The sequence below is a fragment of the Bacillus sp. B15-48 genome (genome assembly GCF_016879755.1).
GTDB lineage: Bacteria > Bacillota > Bacilli > Bacillales > Cytobacillaceae > Mesobacillus_B.
This window is the reverse complement of sequence record NZ_WOFU01000003.1, coordinates 233,014-248,102: the sequence shown is the minus strand read 5'-3', so window position 1 is coordinate 248,102 and position 15,089 is coordinate 233,014. Positions and strand designations below refer to the sequence as shown.

Here is a 15,089-nt window from a genome sequence, read left to right as displayed (position 1 = left end):
AACCTAAAACCAACTAAACTTATAGGAATTTAATGTTTGGTCGGCAAGGGGGAATAAGTGTGACAGAAGTAATGATTGATGTAAAGGACGTTGAAAAACAGTTTGCAAATGGAAAAGAGTCTATCCATGTCTTGGACCATATTTCTTTTCAAGTTCAACGAGGGGAGATTGTCACACTGCTTGGAAAAAGTGGTTGTGGAAAAAGCACTCTATTAAATATGGTAGGTGGATTTGAAAAGGCAGATGGTGGCGCGGTCATTTTAGATGGAAAAGATGTGAAACGTCCCTCAAGAAAATGCACTATGTTATTTCAGCAAATCAACTTACTACCATGGAGAAACGTTTTGAAAAATGTGGAACTAGGTCTTGAAGGGGAATCCTTTGATGCTGAGGAAAAAAACAAACGGGTCATGGATGCGTTAAACCTTGTCGGATTGGAGCAACATCTACAGCAATTTCCAAGTGAATTGTCTGGTGGGATGCAGCAGCGTGTAGCGATTGCAAGAGCACTTGCGATGCAGCCGGATGTGATTTTGATGGATGAACCATTTGCTGCGTTAGATACGTTTAATCGCTATCTTTTACAGGACGAACTTATTCGAATTCAAGCGAAATCGAAAACAACGATGTTAATTGTCACACATGATATTGACGAGGCGGTCTATTTATCTGACAGAATTTTAATTATGAGTTCCCACCCTGGCCGAATCTTTAAAGACATCTCTATCCATCTTTCGAAGCCGAGGGATCGTGCTTCAGAGGATTTCCATTATTACCGTCGCAGAATATTGAATGATTTTGAACTAAGTGGAAAACAGCAAGAACCAGAGTATGTTATATAAGGAGAATGAAGTTATGCGTAAAAAAAGAAACTGGGTCGTTTCAATGATGATTGCCTTTGTTGTTATCTTTGTTTCAGCATGCGGTCAATCTGCCCATCCGGTGATGGGGAAGCCTACGATTAAAATCGGATATCTTCCGATCACACATGCGGGTCCATTATTTATGGATGCCCATCTTCATGGTGGGGAATATGAAAATTATCATATTGAATTAGTTAAATTTAATTCGTGGCCAGACTTAATGGACGCTTTAAATACCGGAAGGGTAGATGGTGCTTCTGTGTTAATTCAATTGGCGATGAAGGCGAAGGAAAAGGGAATCGATTTAAAGGCGCTTGCCCTTGGTCATAAAGATGGAAATGTACTGATTTCATCGAAAGAGATTGAACATACACACGATTTAGTGGGGGAAACTTTCGCGATTCCACATAAATATTCAACTCATAATCAATTATTATATGAAACATTGAAAAATGAAGGTCTATCATATGAGGATGTCAATATTGTTGAAATGCCCCCTGCCGAAATGCCAGCAGCATTAGCTGGGAACCGAATTGCTGGTTATGTCGTTGCCGAACCGTTTGGCGCCTTGGGCGTGAAGATGGAGACAGGACATGTTCTTCATCATTCTGAGGATATTTGGCCAAACTCCTATTGTTGCGTGCTCGTGCTCAGAAATGATTTTATTCGAAACAACGAGACAGTTACTCAAGAAATAGTTGCTCAATATCTTCATGCTGGAGAATTGACGAGTCAAAAAGGTGAAGTAGTTTATGAAGCCTTTGAGCAATATATGAAAGTTGATAGAGATGTCCTTGATTTATCGCTTGAATGGACATCATTTGAAGATTTACGGATCGAAAAAGAAGAATATGATAAGCTTCGCGATTTAGTGCTAGAAATGAGGTTAATGGAAAATCCACCGTCCTATGAGGAATTTGTAGATAATACATTTATTGATAAAGTGATGTGACAGAAATGAAAATCGGAAAAAAATTGGTGAATTTTTTAATTGGGATGACGATCCTCGTGATCATTTGGCAATTAGTTATTTGGGTAGGGAGTTATCCAGAGGCATTGCTTCCTTCCCCTTTAAGCGTCGGCAAAGCAATTATTGCGATGATTCTAGAAGGGATTTTATATGAACATATGCAAGTAAGCCTCGGAAGATTTATTGCCGGTTATTTCTTAGCAGCTGTTCCTGCGATTCTGCTTGGAATGATTCTAGGACGCCTTCCACAAGTGTGGCAAGTATTTGACCCTATCGTTCAAGTACTACGGCCTGTTTCACCAGTTGCTTGGTCACCATTTATCGTTCTATGGTTTGGAATCGGCAATATGCCAGCAATTGTCATTATCTTTATTGCAGCATTTTTCCCGATTCTATTAACGACTGTAGCAGGTGTTAATAAAATTGAACGCTCTTACTTGAAAATCGCGGAAAATCTAGAAATTAAACGATTGCAGCTTATGTATAAATTTATTTTTCCTGCGGCCTTTCCCTCGATTGTCAGTGGTCTCCGCCTTGCGGTTGGAACAGGATGGATCTTTTTAGTAGCAGGTGAAATGGTTGGTGCCCAGTCAGGCCTTGGTTTTTTAATCGTCGATGCTAGAAATACACTAAATCTCGATTATGTTCTTGCCGGGATTATCTTTATCGGTGTAAGTGGCTTCTTACTAGACCGGTTAATTGGAGTATTTGAAGGATGGGTAGGAAAGCACTGGGGACTAGTTCCGCGTTCATAAAAAAACTGGAGATTATTCTTCTCCAGTTTTTTGCAATTCTTCTTCAACAGGAATGACCTTAATTTTTTCAATACGCTGTCCGGTTTTTTGATTGTAATAAGCAATTTCAACTTCATCACCAGTTTCAGCATCAATTAATTTTTTGTAACACTTTTTTAGATGATGACTCCCCCAGATAACGAAGGCGTTGAAGACAACGTCTAGTTCCTCGCCACTTTTAGTTAATGTGTAACAATATCGTGGTGGGTGATCGGAATACAACTCTGTTTGAATTAATCCTTCTTTTTCTAAATACTTTAAGCGTTCGGATAGAAGGTTTGAAGAAATCCCAGGAAGTGCTTTTTTAATTTCATTAAACTGAGTTTGCCCGTTTAGGATCTCGTGAACAACTAATAATGACCATCGGTCACCAATAATGTTGAGTGATTGCGCAATATTACACGGTAAATTATATCTTGTCTTCATTGTGACGATCCCTTCAAAGTTTTTCTTATTTTATTTTATCATAAAAATAAAAAAACAATAAGGTTGATTTTTTTAACTAAGTATAATAAGATAACCTTATATCAAACATAAGTGGGGGATTTAGCATGGCATTGTATTTAATTGAATCATCATTAAAGGAAGTTGTTTCAGCAAAGGAAGAGTTGAATGAAAAGGTTTCAACGCTTCAATCCGCATTAAATGAAAAAAACGCATCGTTAATTGAAGTTCAAGTTTCAAAAGATTTTGCTCGTTCATTCTTTATTGTTGAAGGAGAAAATCAAGATGTTGCGACGGAAGTATTAAAAGCCGCAGGCATCCCAGTTGAACTTGTTAAAGAAGTGCGTCTTGTCGGAAAAGACCTTAATGATGTGAAGAAAAAAGACGATGTAGTAAATTACTTGGTAGAATGGAATATTCCTGCTGACATTACTATGGATCAATATTTAGCTCGTAAAAAGAAAAACTCCGTTCATTACCAAGAAGTTCCTGAAGTTGCTTTTTCAAGAACATATGTGTGTGAAGATATGTCAAAATGCTTATGCTTCTACGATGCTCCAGACGAAGCAGCGGTTAAACGTGCACGTGAAGCGGTTAACACACCAATTGATAGCATTACTGAATTAGCTGGAGAATAATAAATCGAAAAAGCTAAAAACCTGTCAGTGGTTTTTAGCTTTTTTTTTATTAAATTAATAGTTTAAATTTTACTACGTAGGTTGATTTTTTGAACAAAGTATAATATTATATCAATAACCAACTAAACTAATTGGAATTACTGGTTTTGAAGACTGAAAAGCGAAGGATGGGAGTGGCAGAGATGGACAGTGGGGTTTTAAAGAAGACATCGATCCTAGAAAAGATTATTAATGAGGAATTAAAGCCGTATGTAAAAAAAATAGATGTAGAAGCGTTTTATGCTGAGAATTATATAAGAAAGCTTGGAGAAGCAGGGCTATTATCTTCCGTAAATAAAACGGAGAAGGAATATCTTTCAGATGAGATGTATTTAGTTGAAGAAACGGCTAAATTGTGTATGACAACTGCATTCTGCCTCTGGTGTCATCTTGCCGCTATGACGTACGTACGAAAGGCAAAAAATGAGCAATTAAAAAGTAAATTATTATCATCGTTGGAAAAAGGGGAAATTTTAGCTGGTACGGGGTTATCTAACCCAATGAAATTTTATGCAGGCTTAGAAAATCTCCATTTATCAGCGAAAAGAGTAAAAGATGGCTATCTCATTTCAGGGGTATTGCCGTCTGTATCCAATCTGGGGAAGGAACATTGGTTTGGCTTTATTGCAGGTGTAAACGAACATCAACAAATGATGGGCGTTGTTCCATGTAATGTAGAAGGGTTAAAATTGAAAGAAAAAATCGATTACCTCGGGATTAACGGTAGCGCAACTTATGCATGTTCATTTAAGGATGTCTTTGTCCCAGACGAGTGGGTCATAACTGAGAATGCGGCTACGTTTGTGGAAGAGATTCGCCCAGCATTTATCTCGTATCAAATTCCACTTGGCCTAGGTGTTACGCAAGCCTCCATTGAATCGATTGAAAAAGTGTGTCAAAAACAAAATGGCTGCAATCAATTTTTAAAAAAACAACCGCAAGATTTACGTAATGGATTAGTTGAAATAAAAGAACAGATCCAATCACTTAATCAGCGAGAAAATGTACATTGGAAAGAAATTGCAGCAATCCGACTGAAAACAGCATATCTAACTCTAGAAGCGGTTCAAGCAAGTATGTTGCATAATGGTAGTGCTGGTTATTTGAAAGATTGTGCACCATCCCGCAGATTACGCGAGGCCTTCTTTTTTGCAAACCTCACGCCAACCGTTAAACATTTAGAGAAAGTTTTAAATGGATAAATAGGCAAAGGGGGGTCTGTAAATTGGGGGACGATCCCTTTTTTGTTTTGGGTTGAACGGTTTATCGTGAAACACGTTATAATACACTTAAGGGAGAAATTAGAAAACAAATTGAAGGAGTGGTAAATTTGTCTGAACAATGGGAAAAGGCAACTTTTGCTGGGGGCTGTTTTTGGTGCATGGTCCAGCCGTTTGATGAACAACCGGGTATTAAAGAGATTGTCTCCGGCTATACAGGAGGACATACAGAAAACCCTACATATGAGGAAGTATGTTCCGATACAACTGGACATTATGAAGCGGTTCAAATTACATTCGACCCGACCGTTTTTCCTTATGAAAAACTATTAGAGCTTTTTTGGCAACAAATAGATCCAACAGATGCGGGCGGTCAATTTAACGATCGAGGTTCATCGTACCAAACAGCGATTTTTTATCATAATGAAGAACAAAAGGAATTGGCGGAAGCATCTAAAGCTGAGTTGGCTAATAGTGGAAAGTTTCAAAAGCCAATTGTAACGGAAATTTTACCCGCTGCTCCATTTTATCGAGCAGAGGAAAAACACCAGGACTATTATAAGAAAAATTCATTTCACTATAATCTTTATAAAGAGGGGTCTGGTCGCGCACAATTTATCCGGGATAAATGGAAAAAACGAAAAAGCGATGAGCAATTGAAACACGAGCTTACTTCGATGCAATATGAAGTAACTCGAAACAATGGAACAGAACCTCCTTTTCATAATGAATACTGGAACCATACCGAAGAAGGAATTTATGTCGACATTATTTCAGGAGAGCCGTTATTCTCTTCAAAAGATAAATATGACGCTGGTTGTGGATGGCCTAGCTTTACAAAGCCAATTCGCCGTTCTGAAATTGAAGAGAAACTAGATACCTCTCATGGAATGAGACGAATTGAAGTACGAGCTAAATCCGCCAATTCACACTTAGGCCACGTATTTGATGATGGTCCCGGCCCAGATGGGGCAAGATATTGTATTAACTCAGCAGCTCTTCGTTTTGTCCCTAAAGATAAACTTGTGGAAGAAGGGTATGGAGTCTATTTGAAGTTGTTTGATTAAGTGATCAAAGGTCAGTCCCCCCAGTCTTATAAAAATGTAACGTAATGGGGGACTGACCCTTTTTTGAAGGTTTTTTGTCAATTTAGTTGACATTGTTCTTTTGGTTTTGTATAGTTGTGGCGAACATTTAGATTGGAGTGAAGTGTTTGAACCAGAACGATGATTTACAAGATCTAGACTTATTAGATATAATAAGCGAGCGCCATCTTGGATTGCGTAAAATTGCTGAGCAATTATGGAATGATCGCAGTAATATTTATATTTCAAATTCAGAATGGTTTATCATGGCTAGAGTTTATAAAAAGCAACCAACGATATCATATGTTACCAAACATGTAGATATTTCACGTCAGGCAACACATAAGTTTATAAAAAACCTTGAATCAAAAGGTTTAGTAGAAATCAATAATGTTGTAAACAACAAGAAAGAAAAATCGATAAAGTTAACAGCCTTAGGAGAAGAATGTTACGAGAAAAATGCGGCTTTAAAGGCCGATTTAGAACAGAAAATAGCTGATAAAATCGGTATTGAACAATTAAATCGCCTTAAAGAGATTTTAAAATTAGATTGGGAACTATAAATTTAGTTTTTTCTGATGAGGGATGTAAAACCTTACATTTGTCAATTAAGTTGACAAATGCAAGGTTTTTTTATTACAATTAATTAGTCAACCATGTTGACGATAAAGCGACTGTTTTCCACGATTAACATACATCATGATTAAAATGCGAGTAGTGAAGGAGTTTATAAATAATGGTACAACTAGAAAATGAAAAACAGGCTTATGATGCGAATCAAATTCAAGTATTAGAAGGGCTTGAAGCGGTTCGAAAACGACCAGGTATGTATATCGGTTCTACAGCTTCCAGGGGTCTGCACCATCTAGTTTGGGAAATTGTCGATAATAGTGTTGATGAAGCACTAGCAGGTTATTGTGATAAAATCACTGTTACAATTGAGAGTGATAATAGTATTACGGTCACTGATAACGGTCGGGGAATTCCGGTCGATATTCATGAAAAAGAAGGCAAGCCAGCTGTTGAAGTCATTTTGACTGTCCTCCATGCCGGTGGGAAATTTGGAGGTGGAGGATATAAAGTTTCTGGTGGATTACATGGGGTCGGCGCTTCTGTTGTTAATGCTCTCTCTTCATTATTAGAAGTTTATGTGCATCGTGATGGAAACATTTATTATCAGAAATTTGTCCGTGGGGCTCCACAAGGAGAATTAATCGAAATTGGCGAGACGGACCATACTGGAACGAAGATTCATTTTATTCCGGATGATGAAATTTTTACAGAGACAAGGGAATTTGATTATGATGTTCTAGCATCCCGTTTAAGGGAACTTGCCTTTTTAAATAAGGGAATATCGTTTTCAGTTATGGATAAACGTGAGAATGGAAGGCAGAATAAATACTATTATGAAGGCGGAATCATTTCTTATGTCGAGCACTTAAATAACGAGCAAGGTGCCCTGCATGAAGAACCGATTTTTATCGAAGGCAATCGTGATGGCATAGCGTTAGAACTTGCGCTTCAGTATACGCAGAGTTTTACGAGTCAAATCCTTTCCTTTGCAAATAATATTCATACACATGAGGGCGGTACGCATGAGTCTGGTTTTAAAACCGCTTTAACAAGGACAATTAATGAATATGCAAGGAAAAGTGGTTTATTAAAAGAGAACGAAACGAACTTCTCTGGTGAAGATGTTCGTGAAGGTCTCACAGCGATTATTTCCGTTAAACATCCAAACCCACAATTTGAAGGTCAAACAAAAACGAAATTTGGTAACTCAGAAGTAAAAACAATTACGGAATCAATTTTATCTAATCAATTAGAAAGTTTTTTATTAGAGAATCCAACAATAGCCAAAATGATCATAAATAAAAGTTTACTAGCTTCAAAAGCAAGAATGGCAGCAAAGAAAGCTCGAGAATTAACGAGGCGAAAGAGTGCATTGGAAATTTCGACTCTTCCCGGGAAGCTGGCAGACTGCTCCTCCAAAGATGCTAGTATATGCGAATTGTTCATTGTGGAAGGGAACTCCGCAGGTGGATCAGCGAAACAAGGTAGAGATCGCCATTTTCAAGCGATTTTGCCACTGCGAGGGAAAATATTAAATGTAGAAAAGGCTACGATGGACCGGATCCTTCATAATGCTGAAATTGGTACGATGATTAAAGCATTTGGAACGGGAATTGGTGAGGGATTTGATCTCGAGAAAGCTCGGTACCATAAGGTGGTTATCATGACAGATGCTGACGTGGATGGTGCCCATATTCGAACACTCATGCTCACCTTCTTCTATCGATTTATGAGAGAGTCAATTGAAAAGGGGTATATTTATATCGCACAACCGCCGTTATATAAAATTCAGCAAGGAAAAAAGATTCTCTATGCATATAATGATGAACAACTAGAGGAAATCATCTCGACACTGCCAAGTACACCTAAGCCTGGCTTGCAGCGCTATAAAGGACTTGGGGAAATGAATCCCGAGCAACTTTGGGAGACAACGATGAACCCTGAAACGAGAACACTTATGCGCGTTACCTTACAAGATGCGATTGATGCAGATGAGGTGTTTGCTATGTTAATGGGAGACGATGTGAATCCACGCCGTCAGTTTATTGAGGAGAATGCGATCTATGTAAAAAATCTAGATGTATAGCTTTATCAAACTGATATAAAAAACCGGACCATTTTTAAAATAATGGTCCGGTTATTCTAATCTAGTTTGGTTCATTGCATTTTAAGAAACGAATAACTGTATTATTTATACCATCAATATTCGTGTTCAATGAGATGGCTAATTCTTCAAACAATATGTTTTGAACATGATTTAACAGTCGATTGTCTTGTTCATACAGTTTTTTTTCGTTTGCTTCTGCTGCTAGTTTTTTCCGTAATAAAGTATTTACCACTTTAGCAATTTCTTTGCGATTCCCTGTATTAACAATGTCAGAAAATACTTGGTTACGACTGTTAGGTTTGTCATCCCAACGAATTCCTGGTTGTTTAAAGGACTCAAGGATCTCTCTTGCTTCTTCTTTATCGATAAGTTCTAGCATAACGACTTTATCATTATCAACAGGAGTACTAATGGTCAATTGTTGGCTATTTTTCACTGGGTGCATGACATAATATTTGCGTGTAATTCCGGAAATCGTTTTGTCACAAATATCATCAATTTTGCATAGACCATGTGCTGAGTAAATAATCAAATCCCCTATATTAAACATTTTTTCGCTCCTATTTTCATATTGTCGACTTAGTTAATAATAGCCTATTTTTGGAATATTGTCAACTGAGTTGACGGTTGGGAGCGTTCTAATAATGGAAACCTTCCTATTTTACAATATTTTTTATTGAGCAATTAAACTGAGCCTCTTCTTTTCAGGGTGGTTTAGAAGAAATAGTTTTTAAATGAACTACGTGGTAAACTATAGTTTAGATTTTAGATAACTTTTAGGCACGTCATTACATATGTTTCTATTAAATCGATCAGACGCTTTTATGGAGGGCATGACAGAATTGGATACAAAATCTCTGATTATTGAAAACGCAAAAATCCTATTCCAGCAAAAAGGATATAATGGGGTAGGACTAAATGAAATTTTAAAAATAAGTAAAGTGACAAAAGGCTCGCTTTATCATCATTTTCCCAACGGAAAAGAAGAATTGCTCATTGCTTGTTTACAGTCGATGAGTGATACAATTACATCAAATATAGAAAGGATTTTCAACCAATACGAAACGATTCAAGAAGCTTCACAAGCAATGATTGATATGATAATAGCTGATTTTGAACGAGACGGTACGATCACTGGTTATACGATAACAAGTATCGTTAGTGAAATGGGCTCCCTAAGTGAATCTGTTCGCCAAACTTGTACGAATCTTTACGCTAAGATACAAAGTATCTGCTTTAAAAAATTAATCGCAGAGGGTTTTTCGACTGAAAAGGCCAATTCAATTTCCCTTGTGTTGTTGGCCATTTTCGAAGGAGCGATTATCCTTTGTTTAACGAAAAAGACAAGTGAACCGTTAAAAATGATTTCAGATGAATTAACGAATGTATTGAAAGGATACAAATAAATGAGGATAAAAGAAAGGTGTTCATTCTTACAATTTTATGTAAGAGCGAACACCTTTTTTCGTGCAGGTTATTGCTTCCACTTTATTGGGGTATTGAGCCTATAGAAATCTCGATAAGAACGATAAGCTATAAATGGGGTTCCGTTTAAAAAAACATCTAGTTGTAAAATGCGAAAGTCATTCGTTTCTAAATAAAAAGAATTATTTTCAATCTGTAAGTGATAGAATGTGAAAGTGATTCCTAAAAGCTTTTTTTGATTTTTGGCCGTGTTAGGGTGACTCTGAACAAAATCGGCCAACTCCTGGACAGAGACAGAGGGGATATCAGCTAATTGAAAATACTTTTCTTTAATGGTCGCTTTAAATTTATTTACAGCTGACAATGCCTTATCTTTTAATTTGTTTTTACTCTTTGACATATACAAGCAACTCCTAGTAGTGCATTTAATGAATGTTGTTTTCGCAAGTAACTTATAAGTTTGACAGTAACTGTGGTGACTGTGAATTTTCCGTTTTGAATTTCACTAAAAAGGTTGTCCCATTTTCTCCGGTTTGAATATCAATTTTTGCTTGGTGACGGTTAGCGATTCCATAACAGACACCTAGTCCTAAGCCCGTTCCATTATCCTTTGTCGAGAAGAAGGGGGTACCTAGTTTTTCCAAAACTTCTGGTTCGATTCCTTTTCCTTGATCCTCAACTGCAAGCACAACAACATCCAATTCTGTGTAAGTTCTAATCGTAAGGATTTCCCCTTCGTCCATGGCTTCTAAGCCGTTTCGGTATAGATTCAGAATCAACTGCCTAATTTCATTCCGGTTCAATCGAAGGCGGGGAATCTCAGAGGTCTCCAATTGAATTTGCTTATTCTGGTTAAATGCATTCGCATGAAGTAAGGGAATTATATCCGTTATGATCGAATTTAAGTCTAACATCTCCAAATTAGTTGTCCTTGTATTTCCCATGGAAAGAAATTCAGTAATAATGGAGTTCGCACGGTCAATTTCCTCAATCATTAATGTAAAGTAATGATTAAACTCTGATAATTCATTTTTGGTGTTTAATAGCTGTAAAAAACCACGAACAGTCGTCATAGGGTTACGAATTTCATGGCTAATCCCTGCCGCCATTTGTCCGATTAAGTCAAGCCCAGATAACCGTTTCATTTCCTTTTCATAGGTCTTTTTTTCAGTTATATCTTTAAAAAACACACAGATTCCATCTTCAAATGGGTAAACTGACACTTCATACCAAGCATTATTATAAGGTGAGGTCGTTTCGAATCGGGAAGGGATCCTTTCTTTCATTGCTCGATGAAGTTCTAAGTACCACTTTGTACCAATCGCTTTCGGAAATACTTCCCATATGTTTTTTCCAAATAGCTCCTTTGTTGTTAGCTGTTCGGTGTAAAAGTGATGTTTATTGACATAAACATAACGCCAATCTTTGTCAAGTGCAGCAAAACCATCTGTAATGCTTTCGACAATTTTGTTGATTTTATTATTCGCATTTGCTAATTCTTTTGTCCGCTCCTCGACTTTTTTTTCTAAGAGATCATGATGTTGAAGCAATTGTTTCGTTAACAAATCTTTTTCTCTTTCAAGTTTTCGTCTAGTTTTTATAACATCTTCTAGTTCATAATTCTTTCGAGCTAGTTCATCCCTTGAGTTTTTGAGAGCAATATGAGTCCGTACTCTCGAGATGAGTTCTTTCCTATTAAAAGGTTTTGTAATATAGTCAACAGCCCCTAAATCAAACCCTTTCACAATATCTTCGGGCTCCCCCTTAACAGTTAAAAAGATAATCGGGATTTCTTTAAGCTTATCGTCTCTTTTAATGGTACAACAAACTTCATAGCCGTCGATATCGGGCATTTCAACGTCTAATAAAATGAGTGTTGGGGTGTATTCCTCTAAAAACTGATAAACTTCCTTTGCGCTTTGAGCAATTCCAAGCTCATAATGACACTCTGCCATGATCGTCGCTAGAACTTGAATATTATTAGGGTTGTCATCAACGATTAATACTAGATTATTGTTTATCTTTTCCATATGAATTATCCTCTGCTAGTATTTTTTCAATTTGTTTTAATTTCAATTTAATGTTTACAATTTCGTAGCATTCTGCATGATTCATTAATTCGTTTCCTAGCGATGTGAGAAACTCCAATTGATGTAACTGCCCTAATGAAATGGATTGTTCAGCTAATTTTTTCACGCTGCTAATAAGAATGGAGGTCTCTAACTTTTCAATCAAAGGATTCAATTGATTCCTAATGTCAACTAGAACTTCCGGAGGTATTGAATTTTTCTTATTTCCTACTTCGACATGGGAAGGGATTTTACGATTGTCACTTGTCCTCTGTTGAAGGAATGGAGAAATTTTACTAAATAACTCTGAAATATGGACAGGTTTCATTAAATAACCATTATACTCAATATTCTCAGGTATTTGTTGAGAAGTAACTGCACTTAAAGCAATGATTGGAATTTCAGGTGTATTAGCGTGCTCTCTAAACTTCGTAACCGTTTCATCCCCATTCATTAATGGCATCACCAAGTCTGTTATAATTAAATCTGGTTTTTCAGTCTCGCAAATAGTAATGACTTCGTGACCATTTTTAGCTAAAAGTACCCGAACCCCAGCCTTTGACAATAATTCATATAAAAAGAAACGATTTGTTTCATTATCATCAGCGACAAGGATGGTTGCCCCTTCAAATCGATTATACCAATCGTTGAAGCAAGCCGTCTCTTCAGAAAATAATACATTGTCTAAAACTTGGATATTCCCAAATTTGATATGAAAAATGCTCCCTTTTCCAATTTCACTTTTGACCGACAGTTCCCCATTCATCGTTTCTACTAATTTCTTAGTGATCGAAAGCCCTAGACCGGTACCCCCATATTTCTTAATACTTTGACCGGATATTTGGGTGAAAGCTTCAAAAATTCTTTCTCTTTCCTTATCAGGAATACCAATCCCAGTATCTTCAACAGAAAGGTGAAGGTCGACATAACTCTTATCATCTTTGTAAAAAGATGTAGCTTTTATCGATAGCTTTACATAGCCTTTTTCTGTAAATTTAACGGCATTTCCTACTAAGTTTAATAAAATTTGTCTAAGCCTTCCCTCGTCGAATAGTATGATATTTGGAAAATCATTCGGGATGTCTATGAAGAACTCAATCTCTTTTCTATCAATTTTTTGCATAAAAATGGTTTCAATCTCTTTAATCACTGCGAAAAGTTTGATTGGCTTGTAATGGATATCCATTTTCCCTGCCTCAATTTTAGAAAGGTCAAGAATATCATTAATAAGAACTAATAAACTATTTCCAGAACTATGAATTGTACGAATATAGTTTTGGTGTTTTTCATCTTTTATCGTTGTTTGCAAAAGTTCACTAAACCCAATAATCGCATTTAGCGGTGTACGAAGTTCATGGCTCATATTTGCTAGAAATTCGCTTTTAGCTTCATTGGCTTTGTCCGCTTCTAATTTAGCATATTTTAACTCAATATTGGCCTTTTCGATTTCAGTCGTTCGTTCTTTTACTTTTTCTTCTAGGTGATTAATATGTTTATACAATTGTTCAGCCATAATATTAAAAACGAGGGATAATTTTCCGATTTCATCATTTTTATAGACTTTAGCTCTTTGAAGTAATTCACCTTTTGAAAAATTTTCTGCAGCATTGATTAAATTATTGATTGGCTTTAAAATAACATCTGTGATTTTTCGATAGATGACCATTGATACTAGCAAGGCAATTAAGGATAAAGCAATGGCTGTTTGAATGTTTTTATTGATTTCCCCCGTAAACTGATGGTCGGGAATAGCGGTAATAATTAGCCAATCAACTCCGTCTAGTTTATATTCTGTGAGTTTAATATGAAGATGGCCATTTTCAGTTTTCTTTATTATTTTATCCTGCTTTGTTTTTATATAATTTTCAAAGGCTTCGAGGATTTCTTTGTTTTCAATTGTGTCAATTGAAACTCTATCATATGTACCATCGGAATGGGTATGGAAGGATGGTTTATTAAGTGAACTTGCTATTAAATCTCCAGAGTTTCTTTCGACAACAAGAGCCGTTGCCATTCGATCGGCGACAACCTCCTTCAAATGGTCGTTTAAACTGGAGAGAGTAATCCTTGTACCTAAAATACCTAGAAGCTTTCCGTCTTTATAAACTGGAAAGGCTGAGGTAAGAACTAAATCATCCTTGATAAAATGTTTGTATAGCGGAGAAAAAAGCGGCTTATCAGCCTCTTTAGTTAAGCTATACCAAGGTCTTGTACGGGGGTCGAATGGTCCAAAGTCCTCGACAAACGACCCTTCTGTCAAATCCTCCGTTACTTTATAATAAAAGGAGTGTCCATTTGTTTCTGTATTTCTTCGATAAATTTCGATATTGTTGTTTCCATCCCTGCGAGCACCATAATAGTCGCCATTTTCTAACCCAAAACTAATACTATAGATATTTTTGTTGCTCGATTGGATAATGCTTGCAAAAAAAATATCTCGCTCAACCGGATTATGAATATTGACAATCTCTTTTTCAATGAGCTTATGGTTGATTGCATTCATTTCATATGGAAGGTGAACAAGTTCTTCAATTTCTTTTAATATATATTTACTTGAAGAGTTTTCCATTTTTAAAATGATGCTGTCAGTCGACGCTTTCCAGCTAGAAAAGATAATCGATCCAATTGTAATCAGTGTGCCTACCATAAGGACAATAAACGAAATGCTAATTATTCCTCTAATTGAACTTGTTTTTTTGTCCATCCGTTTATTTTCTCCGTTTCTAGATTCACTTGTATTCGCTTTCAATCGCTATACTATTCTAATAATTATGACCAAAATAACACTTTCTTGCAATATTATTTTCAAGATTTGTTCACTTAGGTCTTCATTTCCAATGTTGAAGAGGGCTTTATGTGTAT

13 protein-coding genes and 2 pseudogenes are annotated in these 15,089 nt (G+C 36.5%); 10 read left to right on the top strand and 5 right to left on the bottom strand.

Translation table 11 applies throughout. The features are described from left to right. Nucleotides 1-71: 71 nt before the first annotated feature. Genes GNT69_RS11690 through GNT69_RS11680 form a run of 3 tightly spaced genes read left to right on the top strand, consistent with a single transcriptional unit; the run spans nucleotide 72 to nucleotide 2,588 of the window. Nucleotides 72-842, top strand: coding sequence for an ABC transporter ATP-binding protein (locus GNT69_RS11690; RefSeq protein ID WP_203555454.1), 771 nt, complete (start codon nucleotides 72-74; stop codon nucleotides 840-842). Between the two features lie 13 nt (nucleotides 843-855). After that, complete coding sequence (locus GNT69_RS11685; RefSeq protein WP_203555156.1) at nucleotides 856-1,815, top strand: ABC transporter substrate-binding protein; 960 nt, start codon at nucleotides 856-858, stop codon at nucleotides 1,813-1,815. Nucleotides 1,816-1,820: 5 nt separating this feature from the next. Then, a complete protein-coding gene (locus GNT69_RS11680) occupies nucleotides 1,821-2,588 on the top strand; it encodes an ABC transporter permease (RefSeq protein WP_203555155.1) in 768 nt (255 codons plus the stop codon). A gap of 12 nt (nucleotides 2,589-2,600) precedes the next feature. On the opposite strand, the gene GNT69_RS11675 is transcribed toward GNT69_RS11680, so the two are convergent. Further along, a complete protein-coding gene (locus tag GNT69_RS11675) occupies nucleotides 2,601-3,053 on the bottom strand; it encodes a winged helix-turn-helix transcriptional regulator (RefSeq protein WP_203555154.1) in 453 nt (150 codons plus the stop codon). Nucleotides 3,054-3,178: 125 nt separating this feature from the next. Here GNT69_RS11675 and GNT69_RS11670 point away from each other — a divergent pair, with 125 nt between their 5' ends. The 6 genes and pseudogenes from GNT69_RS11670 (at nucleotide 3,179) to gyrB (ending at nucleotide 8,712) form a co-directional block, all read left to right on the top strand. Beyond that, nucleotides 3,179-3,709, top strand: coding sequence for a DUF4242 domain-containing protein (locus GNT69_RS11670; RefSeq protein WP_203555153.1), 531 nt, complete (start codon nucleotides 3,179-3,181; stop codon nucleotides 3,707-3,709). Nucleotides 3,710-3,891: 182 nt separating this feature from the next. After that, complete coding sequence (locus GNT69_RS11665; protein WP_203555152.1) at nucleotides 3,892-4,950, top strand: acyl-CoA dehydrogenase family protein; 1,059 nt, start codon at nucleotides 3,892-3,894, stop codon at nucleotides 4,948-4,950. A 128-nt stretch (nucleotides 4,951-5,078) separates the two neighbouring features. Beyond that, nucleotides 5,079-5,600 (top strand): annotated as a pseudogene (msrA, locus tag GNT69_RS25450) (peptide-methionine (S)-S-oxide reductase MsrA); the annotation flags it as partial. After that, entirely contained in the window at nucleotides 5,586-6,035 is a 450-nt protein-coding gene (gene msrB, locus GNT69_RS25445; RefSeq protein ID WP_343206497.1) for a peptide-methionine (R)-S-oxide reductase MsrB, read from the top strand. The pseudogene msrA and the gene msrB, both read left to right, overlap by 15 nt. A 146-nt stretch (nucleotides 6,036-6,181) precedes the next feature. Further along, nucleotides 6,182-6,616: a MarR family winged helix-turn-helix transcriptional regulator gene (locus GNT69_RS11655; RefSeq protein ID WP_203555150.1), complete on the top strand. Its 435-nt coding sequence runs from the start codon at nucleotides 6,182-6,184 to the stop codon at nucleotides 6,614-6,616. Nucleotides 6,617-6,789: 173 nt separating this feature from the next. Continuing rightward, nucleotides 6,790-8,712, top strand: coding sequence for a DNA topoisomerase (ATP-hydrolyzing) subunit B (gene gyrB / locus GNT69_RS11650; protein WP_203555149.1), 1,923 nt, complete (start codon nucleotides 6,790-6,792; stop codon nucleotides 8,710-8,712). Between the two features lie 61 nt (nucleotides 8,713-8,773). On the opposite strand, the gene GNT69_RS11645 is transcribed toward gyrB, so the two are convergent. Then, entirely contained in the window at nucleotides 8,774-9,283 is a 510-nt protein-coding gene (locus GNT69_RS11645) for a CarD family transcriptional regulator (RefSeq protein ID WP_203555148.1), read from the bottom strand. 292 nt (nucleotides 9,284-9,575) lie between these two features. On the opposite strand from GNT69_RS11645, the gene GNT69_RS11640 reads away from it, so the two are divergent. Next, entirely contained in the window at nucleotides 9,576-10,139 is a 564-nt protein-coding gene (locus tag GNT69_RS11640; protein WP_203555147.1) for a TetR/AcrR family transcriptional regulator, read from the top strand. A gap of 68 nt (nucleotides 10,140-10,207) precedes the next feature. Here the strand turns inward: GNT69_RS11640 and GNT69_RS11635 are convergent, their stop codons facing one another. From GNT69_RS11635 to GNT69_RS11625, 3 genes and pseudogenes are all read right to left on the bottom strand, one after another. After that, the gene (locus tag GNT69_RS11635) at nucleotides 10,208-10,558 is read right to left on the bottom strand and encodes a hypothetical protein (RefSeq protein WP_203555146.1); all 351 of its coding nucleotides are present in this window, start codon (nucleotides 10,556-10,558) and stop codon (nucleotides 10,208-10,210) included. Between the two features lie 52 nt (nucleotides 10,559-10,610). Beyond that, a pseudogene (locus GNT69_RS11630) lies at nucleotides 10,611-12,152 on the bottom strand (ATP-binding response regulator); the annotation flags it as partial. Nucleotides 12,153-12,168: 16 nt separating this feature from the next. Further along, nucleotides 12,169-14,931 (bottom strand): hybrid sensor histidine kinase/response regulator, encoded by a 2,763-nt coding sequence (locus GNT69_RS11625; protein ID WP_203555145.1) that lies wholly within the window; start codon nucleotides 14,929-14,931, stop codon nucleotides 12,169-12,171. Between the last annotated feature and the right edge of the window lie 158 nt (nucleotides 14,932-15,089).

Bases quoted from the DNA above. Each gene is read 5' to 3' on its own strand.
- GNT69_RS11675 (WP_203555154.1), bottom strand. From the start codon at position 3,053: ATGAAGACAAGATATAATTTACCGTGTAATATTGCGCAATCACTCAAC.
- GNT69_RS11665 (WP_203555152.1), top strand. From the start codon at position 3,892: ATGGACAGTGGGGTTTTAAAGAAGACATCGATCCTAGAAAAGATTATT.
- GNT69_RS11685 (WP_203555156.1), top strand. From the start codon at position 856: ATGCGTAAAAAAAGAAACTGGGTCGTTTCAATGATGATTGCCTTTGTT.
- GNT69_RS11670 (WP_203555153.1), top strand. From the start codon at position 3,179: ATGGCATTGTATTTAATTGAATCATCATTAAAGGAAGTTGTTTCAGCA.
- GNT69_RS11635 (WP_203555146.1), bottom strand. From the start codon at position 10,558: ATGTCAAAGAGTAAAAACAAATTAAAAGATAAGGCATTGTCAGCTGTA.
- GNT69_RS11680 (WP_203555155.1), top strand. From the start codon at position 1,821: ATGAAAATCGGAAAAAAATTGGTGAATTTTTTAATTGGGATGACGATC.
- gyrB (WP_203555149.1), top strand. From the start codon at position 6,790: ATGGTACAACTAGAAAATGAAAAACAGGCTTATGATGCGAATCAAATT.
- GNT69_RS11645 (WP_203555148.1), bottom strand. From the start codon at position 9,283: ATGTTTAATATAGGGGATTTGATTATTTACTCAGCACATGGTCTATGC.
- GNT69_RS11625 (WP_203555145.1), bottom strand. From the start codon at position 14,931: ATGGACAAAAAAACAAGTTCAATTAGAGGAATAATTAGCATTTCGTTT.
- GNT69_RS11690 (WP_203555454.1), top strand. From the start codon at position 72: ATGATTGATGTAAAGGACGTTGAAAAACAGTTTGCAAATGGAAAAGAG.